At 59.2% G+C, this 12,671-nt stretch carries 10 protein-coding genes, 1 tRNA gene and 1 pseudogene; 4 read left to right on the top strand and 8 right to left on the bottom strand.

Annotated features, from left to right (window positions below; all coding sequences use genetic code 11):
* Window position 1: 1 nt before the first annotated feature.
* From AC1RNA_RS15145 to AC1RNA_RS15130, 4 genes are read right to left on the bottom strand one after another with little or no spacing between them, the layout of a single operon-like run.
* A complete protein-coding gene (locus tag AC1RNA_RS15145; protein WP_009340537.1) occupies window positions 2-1,075 on the bottom strand; it encodes an amidohydrolase family protein in 1,074 nt (357 codons plus the stop codon).
* Window positions 1,076-1,109: 34 nt separating this feature from the next.
* The gene (locus tag AC1RNA_RS15140; RefSeq protein WP_048756545.1) at window positions 1,110-2,663 is read right to left on the bottom strand and encodes a tripartite tricarboxylate transporter permease; all 1,554 of its coding nucleotides are present in this window, start codon (window positions 2,661-2,663) and stop codon (window positions 1,110-1,112) included.
* Between the two features lie 10 nt (window positions 2,664-2,673).
* Window positions 2,674-3,264: a tripartite tricarboxylate transporter TctB family protein gene (locus AC1RNA_RS15135; RefSeq protein ID WP_048756546.1), complete on the bottom strand. Its 591-nt coding sequence runs from the start codon at window positions 3,262-3,264 to the stop codon at window positions 2,674-2,676.
* 29 nt (window positions 3,265-3,293) lie between these two features.
* Window positions 3,294-4,337: a tripartite tricarboxylate transporter substrate binding protein gene (locus AC1RNA_RS15130; protein WP_492951625.1), complete on the bottom strand. Its 1,044-nt coding sequence runs from the start codon at window positions 4,335-4,337 to the stop codon at window positions 3,294-3,296.
* 61 nt (window positions 4,338-4,398) lie between these two features.
* Between AC1RNA_RS15130 and AC1RNA_RS15125 the strand changes: the two genes are divergently transcribed.
* From AC1RNA_RS15125 to AC1RNA_RS15110, 4 genes and pseudogenes are all read left to right on the top strand, one after another.
* The gene (locus AC1RNA_RS15125; RefSeq protein WP_492951624.1) at window positions 4,399-5,487 is read left to right on the top strand and encodes a mandelate racemase/muconate lactonizing enzyme family protein; all 1,089 of its coding nucleotides are present in this window, start codon (window positions 4,399-4,401) and stop codon (window positions 5,485-5,487) included.
* 32 nt (window positions 5,488-5,519) lie between these two features.
* Window positions 5,520-6,299: an IclR family transcriptional regulator gene (locus AC1RNA_RS15120; RefSeq protein WP_009340532.1), complete on the top strand. Its 780-nt coding sequence runs from the start codon at window positions 5,520-5,522 to the stop codon at window positions 6,297-6,299.
* Between the two features lie 2 nt (window positions 6,300-6,301).
* On the top strand, window positions 6,302-6,529 hold the full coding sequence (locus tag AC1RNA_RS15115) for a LysR family transcriptional regulator (RefSeq protein ID WP_009340531.1): 228 nt from the start codon (window positions 6,302-6,304) through the stop codon (window positions 6,527-6,529).
* Window positions 6,504-6,789, top strand: a pseudogene (locus AC1RNA_RS15110) (transposase); the annotation flags it as partial. The gene AC1RNA_RS15115 and the pseudogene AC1RNA_RS15110, both read left to right, overlap by 26 nt.
* Before the next feature lie 445 nt (window positions 6,790-7,234).
* Here AC1RNA_RS15110 and AC1RNA_RS15105 read toward each other — a convergent pair.
* From AC1RNA_RS15105 to AC1RNA_RS15090, 4 genes are all read right to left on the bottom strand, one after another.
* Window positions 7,235-7,309, bottom strand: a tRNA-Gln gene (locus AC1RNA_RS15105).
* A gap of 239 nt (window positions 7,310-7,548) precedes the next feature.
* Window positions 7,549-9,249 (bottom strand): dihydroxy-acid dehydratase, encoded by a 1,701-nt coding sequence (locus AC1RNA_RS15100; protein ID WP_492951623.1) that lies wholly within the window; start codon window positions 9,247-9,249, stop codon window positions 7,549-7,551.
* 13 nt (window positions 9,250-9,262) lie between these two features.
* Entirely contained in the window at window positions 9,263-10,708 is a 1,446-nt protein-coding gene (locus AC1RNA_RS15095; RefSeq protein ID WP_048756629.1) for an NAD-dependent succinate-semialdehyde dehydrogenase, read from the bottom strand.
* Window positions 10,709-10,724: 16 nt separating this feature from the next.
* The gene (locus tag AC1RNA_RS15090) at window positions 10,725-12,665 is read right to left on the bottom strand and encodes a thiamine pyrophosphate-dependent enzyme (RefSeq protein ID WP_492951622.1); all 1,941 of its coding nucleotides are present in this window, start codon (window positions 12,663-12,665) and stop codon (window positions 10,725-10,727) included.
* Window positions 12,666-12,671: the final 6 nt, after the last annotated feature.

Here is a 12,671-nt window from a genome sequence, read left to right as displayed (position 1 = left end):
ATCACTCTGCCGCCTGATTTGGAATTGCCGGCTCGCGGACGTCGAGACCATAAAAGTCTGCCGCATTTTTCCAAAGAATCTTGTCGCGCGTGCCAGTCGGCAGCGATTTCGGAATCGCCGCATTCGGATCGTCGAAATCGAAGTGTGGATAGTCGGTCGAGAACACCAGGATGTCATCGGTGCCCATCAGATCGATCAACTTCATCCAGTCCTCACCGTTTATGTCCTCGGTAGGCTGGGTTGAGAGCCGCAACCGCTCACGGCAATGCTGGCTCGGCAGCTTCTTGACCCACGGAATCTCGACGCGGCCCTGACGATATTCGCGATCCATGCGCCACATCACATGCGGCAGCCAGCTGAATCCGCCCTCCAAAATCATGAAGCGGAGATTCGGATAGGCATCGAACACGCCGTTAGCGATCAAGCTGATCACCTGCGGCATCAGCGAAATCGGAATCAGACAGTGCCGTTCCATGTAATGCAGGCCCATGCCGTAAGGCCCCTGAGCAAACGTCGTGTGATGGAAAGCGACCATCATCTTGTTGCGCTCCGCCGCGGCGAAGATCGGGCGATACATCGGATGGCCGTAAGCGATGTCATCCACCACCGGCAACATCACCTGCCGAATCTGCGGATGCGCGGCCATACGGTCGATCTCGCGCGCAGCCGCTTCGGGGTCACGCGCATTGATCTGTACACTGCCGAGAAAGCGTTTGTCCTTGGATATCCAGTGCTCAAGAACGTAGTCGTTGTAGGCGCTCGCCAATGCACTGGCGAGGCCATACTGCAGCTTCAGCCCGGTTGGGTAGAAGTAACCGGTCAGCACCGCATAGGTCAGCTTGTATGAATCGAGCAACTGATCGCGCATTAACCTGTAATCCGAGACAGAAGCAGATCCGTCGGCGCTCTTGACGTCAGCGCGATTGCCGTTGCCCGGCGATGTGTAGGCGAACGGTTGGCTAAAACCGCGCCACGCACCATTCGCAATCCAGCTTTTGTATGGCTCCGGAAGATACGGCACCAAGTCCTTTAAGCTGGCAAAGCTCTCGTGAACATCGGTATCAATGATGGGCATTATCGTCCTCGTTAGTTTATCGAATGCGCTTCAATCAGTTGGAATTCGCCGCTGCGGCCGCTTCAGCTATCTTCATGTCAGGACGCGTCTCTTTTGGAGAACGGAAAATCATCTTCTTCAGCGTCGGGAACACGAGCGATAGCAACGCCAGGAACATCAGCGTTGCGCTAATTGGCGACCGGAAGAACATCGTCCAGTCGTCGTGATAGGTGATCATGCTGCGCGTGAACGAGTCCTCGGCAATGGGTCCGAGAATGGCGCCGAGCACCATCGGAGCCACTGGCAGTTTGACCCGTTCCATGATCCAGGCGAGCACGCCGAAGATCACCACTACCCACAGATCTGACATGGCGTTGCGGTCGGCGAACGCACCAATCAGCGCGAACATAGCGATGATGGCGATCAGGATTCCCGGCGGGACCTTGAGCACCTTGATCACAAGCCGTATCCAGACAAAGCCGAGCAGGCACATGCCAATCACCGACACGAACATGGATGCCAGGATGGTGTAAACGGTGAGCGCCGATTCCGGATTCTTCAGCATGAACGGTCCGGGCTGCACGCCATGCAGCAGGAACGCCGCAAGGATCACCGCAGTCGCACCGCTACCCGGCAGGCCGAGCGTCAACAGCGGCACCATATGCCCGGCCACCGATGCAGTAGACGCGATTTGCGGAGCGACAATACCTTCCGGAATGCCGGTGCCAATCTGGCGGCCCCGCTTGCCGTACTGCCGTTCGACGCCGTAGGACACGAAAGAAGAGATCGTCGCGCCCGCCCCTGGAATGAGACCAAGCAACGTGCCGATGGTCGTGCTCCGCAGCAGGGTCGCACGCAGTCCCCACAATTCCTTCCACGACGGCAGGCTGGTCGCTGTGCTGCTGTTGCCCGGCAAAGAGACGGACTTCGAGCCTTGCCCGATCTTGTCGAGGATTTCGCCAAAACCGTACATGCCGACCAGCACCATCACGAACGGCACGCCATTGATGAGCACATCGGAGCCGAAGGTGAAGCGTTCCGAGCCGTAGGTGGCATCGATGCCGACCGTGGATACCAGCAGGCCAATGCACATGCTGATCAGCGCATTCGGCAAGGACTTTCCTGCCAGCGCGACCACGGTCGTCAATCCGAAGAAGACGGCCGCGAAATATTCCGGCGCACCGAAGCTCAAAGCAACTTTGCTGAGCGGGCCGGCGAGACTAACCATCACCGCCGAGGACACGAGGCCTCCGGTGAGAGCCGCGACCAGCGCCCAGCCGAGGGCCTTCGCGGCATCACCACGCATCGTCATAGCCCAACCGTCCCAAAGCAGTGGAACGTCCATCGGCTCGCCTGGAATCTTGTAGAGGATCGCCGTGTAACAGCCGGCATAGGTGCCGGACATGTAGATGGCAGTGAGCAGGATGATCGAGGTCTCGAGACTCATCGAATAGGTAAAGGGCAGCGCGAGCACGACACCCATGACAAGGCCAAGCCCCGGCAGCACGGACACGGCCATGCCGACGCACAAGCCAATCACCAGGGCAACCATATCCTGCCATTTGAAAACTTCGGCGAAGCCTGCGATCAGAAGGTGAAAGGTATCCATTCCGCTGCCCTCAGTTAGCGCCGACGAGTTTCATGACGATCAGGGAAATCCGGGCGAATGGCCCCTCCCCGAGCGGCAGGGCGACGTAGATCAGTTTCATGAAGAAGAATGAGAATGCGAAGCTGATCGCCAGCGACAACAAGCCGAGAAACACGGGCCTGCGAACCCCACCGATCCACATCACAGCGACGAGGTACAGGGCCGTCGCGACGAAGAACCCGACAAGGTCGAACAGCAGCAGATAGCCGACCGTGGCGGCAGTCGCAGCAGCGACCAGAAGCGGATGGGCTTCCATCTGTTGCGAGAAGCCTTCATCCGCCTCGCTCGCAGCATCCGAAACGGGACGCGGCCTGACCGACACGAAAATCCGACGCACAACCTCGAATGCGCAAACGGCGATCAGCAAAGCGATGATGATCTTGGGCCATCGCTCCGGTCCCATTTGGCCGGGAATCTCCGTATAGGAAATCTCGGACGCGACGCGATAGAAATAGATAGCGGCGCCGATAATGAGAATATAAGGCCCGAGTTCGCGGAGCCATTTCAGCGGAGACACAGGAGCGCCGGACTCGGCGCCCCCATGCATTGGTTTACTGGACATTGCGTCACCAGACATGGTTACAGACGCAATTACTTGGCAGCCGCGGTGGCGGCGTTGGACTGTGAGAGGGCATCCGCCTCGCTCAGCCATTCCTTCATGAACTTCACACTGTTCTCAGAACCGATGAAGCTGTCGGATTCGGCATACTGCAGCTTGAGATAGTCGCGGTATTCTTTGGCCTGCGCGACTTTGGCCAACGCATCCGACAAGGTCTTGACGATCGCCGGATCTGTGCCGGAGCGAACAATAACGACACGGAACTGCGGAAGCAGAACCTTGTGGCCGAGCTTGCCCGAGTAAGCGACGTCCTCGAAGCCCTCGACCGGTTTCTTGCTGAAGAACAGCACCGGCTTGATCTGTTTGCCGTCAATGAAACTGCGGACGTCACCAGCCTGTTCGTAAAGCAGATCGCTCTGCCCGCCGACCACCGATGCGTAACGCATGCCGGGCTCGGCAAAGCCAACGCTCTGGAATTTCATGCCCATGTTTTTGAAGAAGTTAACCGACATATCGTCCGGGCTGCCATAGCCCGTCACCGCCACGCGCATCTCCTTGTCCTTCACCGCCTTTTGCACATCGTCCCAGGTCTGCAATGGGCCGGTTGCGTTCGAGAAGAAGCCAGATGGCTGCTGAATCATCACCGCAAGCGGCGTGATCTGCTCAAGCTTGAAGCGAGAATTCTTCGCAGCGAACAATGCAAAGGTATCGCCGGTCATTACCTCGATGGTGTAGCCGTCCGCCGGCGAGGTCACGAGCTTGGTCAGGCCGGTTTGCCCGGTCGCGCCCGGCATGTTCACCACTGGCACGGAGGCCTTCAGCTCCGGCTCAATCAGTTTGCTGATGATCCGCGCCACCTGATCAGCGCCGCCGCCCGGCCCCCAAGGCACAATGAAGGTAATTGGACGAGACGGAAAATCGGCCGCCACAGATGCAACTGGCGAAGCGGCCACAATACCGGCCAAGCCTGCAGCGAAAGCCCACAGAAGACCCCTCATTAGCGTACTCCCTGATTTATTTAGGTTTTTTGGAAAGGCGTTTTGCCTCTTTTGATCTGGATCAAAACTTGACAGCAAATCTCCGGCGAGTCTACAAAAAAATGGTACGTTATATATTATAAAATGGAACGCTTAACTCATGTCCTCCGTCCTTTCCAATTCCAAAATCACCCTCGCCGCCGCCCGGTTGCGGCTTCCCCTCACGGTCCCCTATCGACTGGCATTCGGTGAGCAGACACATTTCGACGTTCTGCTCGTGGCAATACTCAGCAATGGCGCTGTGAGCTGGGGTGAAGCGACCATCCTTCCCGGCTATACCGACGAAACGATCGAACAAGGCTGGTCGCTGGCGAAAGATCTGACAGATCGCTGTAAAACGACCCACGAACTTATGTCGGCATGCGATAAAATGCTGGACAGCGCCCCTTTCACTGCGACGGCATTTCTAACCGCGCTCGATTGGTTGGCAGGAAATCCAATCCTGCAGCGTCGTGGCCGCTTCGAATTGCTCGGCACTGTCAACGGCAAGGCCGACTATCGCGACAAGCTCGAGCACGAAGTCGAGACGTTGCTCAACCGCGGCTACAAAACGCTGAAGGTTAAAATCGGATGGGAGCCCGAGACAGATCTCAGGCAGGTCAATGTGGTCCGGGATATCGTGAGTGGGCGTGCAAAATTACGCGTCGACGGGAATCAGGGCTACAATCGCGAACAAGCAATTCATTTTCTGAGCCGGCTCGAACCGGAAGATATCGAACTGGTCGAACAGCCTTGTGCCGCGGAAGACTGGGACTCGGCTGCCGCCATCGCAGGTGTCAGCAAAGTGCCGTTGATGCTCGACGAATCGATCTACACTCTGCGTGACATAGATCGAGCAGCCGGTCTAAAATGCGCCAATTACATCAAACTCAAACTCATGAAATTGGGTCGATTGAATACTTTGGAGAACGGGCTTCGGCAGATTTCCGACCATGGTATGACCGCAGTTCTCGGAAACGGCGTCGCAACAGACCTCGGCTGCTGGATGGAGCTTTGCGTAGCACTCGGCAACATCACAACTGCCGGTGAAATGAATGGGTTTCTCAAGACCCCTATCCAGCTTCTTAAGCCAGCCCTGAAATGCGAAGGTGCGTCCGTCGTTATCGATGGCAGCATGCCAGAGATTGATCTAGACGCTGTGAGGCACAATGCTGTTGAACGCGCCGGCGACTGGAAAGAATTGGGCTGAAGCAAAACTCTGATCCCGGCGTTAGGTGAACGATGGTGACAAAAGCGAACGACGACGCAGACAGCAAGATGACCGCGGTTCAAAAAGCCGCGCGTCTGCTTCAAGCCATTGCCTCCGCCGAAGAATCGAAATCACTCGCTGATCTCGCTGAGCAGGCGAAGATGCCGAAGCCATCGGTTCATCGCCTGCTCCTGCAACTTGAAGATGTCGGGTTCGTCCAGCGCGATCTCAGCGGCAAGGGCTACACAGTCGGAGCATCATGGCTCCGTCTCTCGGTCGATGCGCTCGTCGCTCAGGCTCGTCAGCCAATCGTTCGCGGTATCATGCAGAAGCTCGTCGACCGCGTGAAAGAATCCTGCAACCTTTCGGTTCTGCAAAATCACGAAGTGCTCTATCTCGAGCGCGTGGAATGCGATTGGCCGTTGCGCATGCAATTGCAATCCGGTTCCCGCGTTCCTGTCCACGCGACTGCATCAGGCAAGCTACTGATCGCCCAGATGTCGGAGAAAAACCGGCGGGCGCTCCTCAACAGCATTCACCGTGAAAAATTTACCGACTCCACTATCGTCGACCTGGATGAGATGGAAGAGGAATGCCGCACCATCCGAAAAAATGACCTGTCGATGAACAAGGAAGAATATCATCGCGGACTGATAGGCGTTTCCGTTCCATTACGACGTTCGGACAACACGGTCATCGCCACTCTTTCGATCCACGCGCCAAGTTTCAGAATGTCCGTTGAAACAGCGCTCAGCTATGCGCCGCTCCTGAAAGAATCGGCGAAAGAAATTGTTACCGAGCTTGGGCTGTAGCGATGTCGGTTCGAGCCCTGAAAACACTTCTGGCGATTCACGACGAGGGCTCATTCCAGGCAGCCGCTAGGCGACTGAATCTGACGCTGTCCGCCGCCAGCATGCAGATGAAGCAACTCAAAGAGACTTATGCGACGGCCTTTGACCTGCGCCCTTTGAAGTGGTCCTCCCTGAAGTATGGTTTTCGGATGGAGGATAAGATCGATGGCAAGGAAGAGGCATACGGCTGAAGAGATCGTAGCGAAGCTTCGGCAGGTTAATGTGCTGATGGCACAGGGCCGCAAGTAGCAGACGCAGTCCGAGCGATAGGCGTGACGGAAGTAACCTATTATCGGTGGCGCAATGAGTACGGTGGTCTGAAGGGCGATCAGGTCAAGCGCTTGAAAGAGCTGGAGACTGAGAACACCCGGCTTCGTCGTGTGGTATCGGATCTGACGCTGGACAAGCTGATCCTTGCGGAGGCCGCAAAGGGAAACTTCTAAGCCCCTCCTGAGGCCGCGCGTGCGTCGATCACGTGATCCAGTGCCACCTTGGGAAGAGCATTGAATGCCCAGATATAAGGATTCAGCAGCCGGCTGAAGAATGGCGATATACCGAGCCAGATGCCGCCGATCACGCCTCCCACAGAGCCGATCACGAACCCGAGGAATGTCGCGTAAAGTGACCGAATCCCCGAGACTCCGGTCGCCAAATCTCATTCTTTGGCTTGATGATTGAGAGTCGACTTTCAGGGATAGATGATCAAGCGCCTCGCATCCGAGGACTGATCGTGGTCATGCTTGCAACCGCTATTGCAACAAACACCCTTTGCTTGCTGGCTTACCTTTAACCCGTCAAGCAGGCATATCCGGATCAACGCTGAGCATCCTGAAACAAAGATAGAAGAACAGACAGCCTAGCTGTGCTTGCCAAAGCAGAGCGATTTCCAGAGCCGATGGCTGGGGCGGGAGGGATCGAACCTCCGAATGGGGGAATCAAAATCCCCTGCCTTACCGCTTGGCTACGCCCCAACAGACCCGGCAGAGCGCTGTCTATAGGCACCGCGCCGTGGTTTCAACCGGCAAAGCGGATTTTACGCGCGAAATTGCGCTGAAACATCAGGGAAATGAGCGGTTTAGGCGGCCAAACGGCAATCCTGCCAAGGCACCTGGCCACGGCGGAAGAGGTCAAAAACAATTGGGCCGCCCATGCATGATGGACGGCCCATAATGGTCTTGCGACCCGTAGATCGGGTGTCTTCAGACACCCTTTAAGGCTTGAGAAACTTGAAGTCGCATCCCTCGTCCGCGCCGAGAATTTCCTGCGCGTAGAGTTTTCCGTAGCCCCGCTCCGGCACCGGCGGCTTGAACGGGCCTGCGGCTGCCTTGCGCTTGGCGAATTCTTCGGGAGAGATCAGAAGATCGATCGCGCGGTTCTTCACCGAAAGCCGGATCCGATCTCCATTGCGAACGAAAGCCAGCGGACCGCCCGATGCGGTGTCGGGCGTGATGTGCAGAATGACGGTGCCGAATGCCGTGCCGCTCATGCGGGCATCGGACAGGCGAACCATATCCTTGACGCCCTTGGACGCAAGCTTCTTCGGAATTGGAATGTAACCTGCTTCGGGCATGCAGCTTGCCGAAAACGGCCCCGCGTTCTGCAGCACGAGATAGTCGTCGGGATTGACGTCGAGATTAGGATCATCAATCCGGTTCGCCATGTCTTCAAGCGAATCGAACACCACCGCCCGCCCCTCGCCTTCGAACAGCTTTTCGTCGGCCGCAGAGCGCTTCAGGATCGCACCCTTCGGGGCGAGGCTGCCGAACAGAGCAACCAATCCGCCGACCGGCTCGATCGGCTTGGCTGCGCTGGCGACCACCTCATGATCGACCCATCCGTCATCGGCTGCCAGACGCTCCCCGAGGGTTTCGCCGGTGATCGTCAGACAATCCAGATGAAGGCTATTCTTGATCTCACGCAGCACCGCACCGACCCCGCCGGCCGCGAAGAAATCTTCCATGTAATTGGCGCCGGTCGGCTTCAGATTGACCAGCACCGGCGTCGAGTCGGACAATTCGTTCAGCCGCTTCAGCGAAATCGGAATGCCCGCACGCCCCGCGATGGCGGTAAGGTGAATAATCGCATTGGTCGAACCGCCGACGGCGAGCAGCACGCGCAGCGCATTCTCGACCGACTTTGCGGTGATGATCTTGTCGGGCGTCCGTCCGCTGCCGATCAATCCCACGGCGGCGATGCCGGTCGCCTCCGCCGCGCGCAGGCGATCGGCATGCACGGCCGGGATCGCGGCCGTGCCCGGAATCATCATTCCGAGCGCTTCGGCGATACAGGCCATGGTCGAGGCCGTCCCCATCACCGCGCAGGTGCCGCTGGTGGTGGAAAGGCGGCCCTCGATCTGGTTGATCTCACGGTCGTCAACCGTGCCCGCGCGATACTGCGCCCAGAAGCGGCGGCAATCCGTGCAAGCACCAAGCCGCTCGCCCTTATGGCGGCCGGTCATCATCGGCCCGCCGACGAGCTGGATTGCGGGTCGGCCCGCCGACAGCGCACCCATCAACTGCGCGGGCACCGTCTTGTCGCAACCGCCCATCAGCACGACGGAGTCCATCGGCTGGGCACGGATCATTTCCTCGGTGTCCATCGACATCAGGTTGCGGAAGCGCAGGCTGGTCGGGTTGAGAAACACTTCGCCGAGCGAAACCGTGGGAAATTCGAGCGGCAGGCCGCCCGCCGCGATCACGCCCCGCTTCACGGCGTCGAGCATCTCGGGAAAATGCCGGTGGCAATTGTTGAAGCCGGATTGCGTGTAGGCGATGCCGACCGTCGGTCGCGCCAGCATCGCATCTGAATATCCCATCGATCGGGCAAACGACTTGCGGAGGTAAAGTGCAAAGTCCTTGTCGCCGTAATTCGTCAATCCGTTGGCCAGGCCACGGACGGTCTCGTCACTCATTGTCTTTTATATCCTAGATCAAGCGCGTCTTGATGAACTTGGCTTCGAGATAATCCTTGATGCCAATGCTGCCACCTTCACGCCCCATGCCACTTTCCTTGATGCCGCCGAACGGCGATTCCGCAGAAGCGATGCCGACCTCGTTCACACCCACCATGCCGACTTCCAGCGCTTCCGCAGCCAGAGTCGCCGTTCGCAGGTTTCGCGAGAAAACGTAGCCGGTCAGGCCGAAAGGTGTTGCATTGGCGCGTTCTATCACCTCTTCAAGAGTCTTGAAACGCGCAATTGGAGCGATCGGCGAGAACGGTTCGTCCTGCATGATCCGCGCTTCATCCGGCACTTCGCCGAGCACGGTCGGCTCATAGAAGTAGCCCCGCAGAAATCCCACAGGCACCCTGCCCCCGGTCAACAGCTTGGCGCCCTTCTCGACCGCATCCGCGACGAGCTTCTTGGCGTGATCCAGCCCGCGCGCATTCGCCATCGGGCCGAGCGTCACGCCGGCCTGATCGAAGCGGCCGATCTTAAGCTGCTTGGCGACATCGACGAACACCTTGGCAAAGCGATCATAGGCCGCATCCTGAACATAGAAGCGGCTCGGCGAAGCGCAGACCTGCCCGCAATTGCGGAATTTACCGCGCGCGCAGGCTTCGGCGGCGGCCTCGACGTCCGCATCCTCGAACACCAGAACCGGCGCGTGCCCGCCAAGCTCCATCGTCGCCTTCTTCACGCCGTCCGCGCACAGATGCAGCAACTGCTTGCCGACCGGAGTCGAGCCGGTGAGCGACACCTTCCGCACGATCGGCGACGCGATCAACTGCTGCGCGATCCGCGCCGAATTTCCGGTCACCATGTTGACCACGCCGGGCGGAATGCCTGCCTCGTGGCAGGCGCGCAGGATCGCCGCTGCACTCGCGGGCGTTTCACCGGCGGGCTTGAGGATCACCGAACATCCAGCCGCCAGCGCCGCTGCGATCTTGCGAGCGGGTAGAAGTGCCGGGAAATTCCAGGCCGAGAATGCCGCGACCACGCCGACCGGCTGGTAGATCACCGCCATGCGCGTGGCCGCATCGCGGCCATTGTAGGCCTGGCCGAAGATGCGCTTGGCTTCCTCGCCATACCATTCGAACTGTTCGGCACAGGCGAGCCATTCGCCCTTGGCTTCCGCGAGCGGCTTGCCCGCCTCGGTCGCCATCACGATGCAGAGTTCGTCGATCCGCTCGAGAAGCAGGTCCGAGACCTTGCGCAGCTTCACCGCGCGCTCCCATGGCGGGGTTTTCCGCCACGTCTCAAAACCTGCCTGTGCCGCCGCGAGCGCCTGATCGATGTCTTCCGGCGTTGCATCTGGAATGTGGCCGATGGTCTCGCCCGTTGCCGGATCGAGAACGCCCTTTTTCTGGGAGCCTGTTCCCCAGGTCCACCTGCCGCCGATGTAAAGTCCGTAATTGCGCTCGTGATACATGTTCGCTTCCGTCGAGTTATAAATCCTGCTGGAGCCACTGGTCCTGAACGTTCTCGCACCAGTTGCCGACATTCCATTCGCCCCACGCGCCAAGCTCGCCCAGCGGATCTTCACCCGCATAAACCGGCACATGCAGGACACTGAGACCCTGATGCGCGTGAGCCTTTTCGAGAGCTGCCTTGAGTTCATCCACCGTCCAGCCGCCGTGGATCGCCTTCACGCCCGTCACCGCCGATGCAAGCTGGACGTAATCGACCGCCACCGCATCGTTGGTGCGGAATTCCTTGCCGTACTGCGCGAGCTGCAAGCTGGTGATCGCCGCCATCCTGCGATTGTCGAAGATCACGACCATGCCGTGCACGCCATGCTCCACGGCATCGATCAGGATCTGCGGATTCATCATGAAGGAGCCGTCGCCCGTGAACGCAATTCCGTATCGCGGAGAGGACGCGCCGGCGGCGGCGAGCAGCGCGCTGGTCGCAAAGCCCATGTAGGACGCACCGCTTTCGGTGAAAGTGTCGCCGGTCCTGTCGTCCTCGACGATCTGGAAGCCGTTCGCCTGGACATTGCCCGCGTCGAAATACTTCGCAGCATTGATGCGCTTGGCGAAATCCGCGACCACCTTGATCGCAGCCGGCTGCGCCAGCGCAGGCCGCTGCCAGACGGCGTCCTTGATCGGCGCCGCCGCATAACGCTCTGCCTTGTAATCCGCCCATTCCTTCTTCTTGGCGGCGCACGCCTTCAGCCAGTTCTGCTTGGCGGCTGCATTGGCGGACGTGCGGCCTTCGAGGCGTTCGGACAGCGCATTGGAGATAACCGAGATGTCGCCGATCAGGGCCGTTGTGTGATTATAGTGCGTGGCGTCGGCGATATCGCCGTTGATGTTGATAACATGGCGCGCGGATTTGTAGCCAGTGCCCGAGCAATCGGCCTGGCACACCGCGCGTGACCCGATCACGATCACAAGGTCCGCATTCCGCATCGCGTGATTGCCGGAGATCGATCCCTTCGAGCCACCGACATGCATGTTCTTCGGATCATTGTCCGCCAGCACACCGGTCGAGCCCGGCGACACCACGACGACCGCACCCGCCGCCTCGGCAAGGCGACGGATCGCTGCATCGTGCCCGCGCGTGCCGCCGCCCGCCTTGATCATGACGCGGGCGTGCCCGTCAATAAGATCGCAAGCCTCGTCATAGGCGCGCGCATCCGTCGGCGCGACAAGCGGCAGCACCGGCCGTTCCGGCAACGAGGCAAGATTGACCTCCGTCTGCACAGGCTGCGTGTTGATCGGCAGCATCAGGTAGAACGGACCGGCCTTGTAAGGGTGGAACACGCGGTTCGCGCCCCGCCGCAAAGCCTCCCGCAACGCCTGCGGCGTATGCAGGGTGTAGGACTCACCCATATCCGCCGTCATGCGCCCGAACACGCCCTGCGCAGGCTTCGGCACCTGCTGCATGTTGTAGCCTTCGCCGTAAGTCGTCTCGTCACCATAGATGTGATAGACGCCCACGCCGTTCGACGCGGCGGCGAGCGATCCGGCCATCGCCTGCAACGCGCCCGGACCGATGGACGTGATGACGGCGGGCATCTCGCCATAGGTCCAGCGCAACGCGGTGGCCGCGTGCGCCATCTCGACCTCATTGCGGCAATTGATGGTGCGCGTGACGCCTTCCGCATCGTAGATCGCAAGGACGTTCGCGATATCGGTCGAACCATGACCGAAGATCGCGAAAAACGTCCGGACACCCTGCTTCAGAAGCCCCAGAACGAGGGCCTCGGACAGCGACAATACAGCCGACTTTTCGAGCGTGCCGTCAGCCAACGCATCGCTTAACGATCCGGCCTTCGCGATCGCGCGGGCGCGCATATGCGTGGCCGCTTCCTTCGACGATCCACCGCCGGTCTTCGCTGTTTCCGCGATACGTTCTGGCGTCACTACCGCAACGTTGCTCATGTTGCC

Source organism: Afipia sp. GW821-FHT14H12, assembly GCF_058803465.1.
This window is presented reverse-complemented; position numbering and strand designations above follow the sequence as displayed.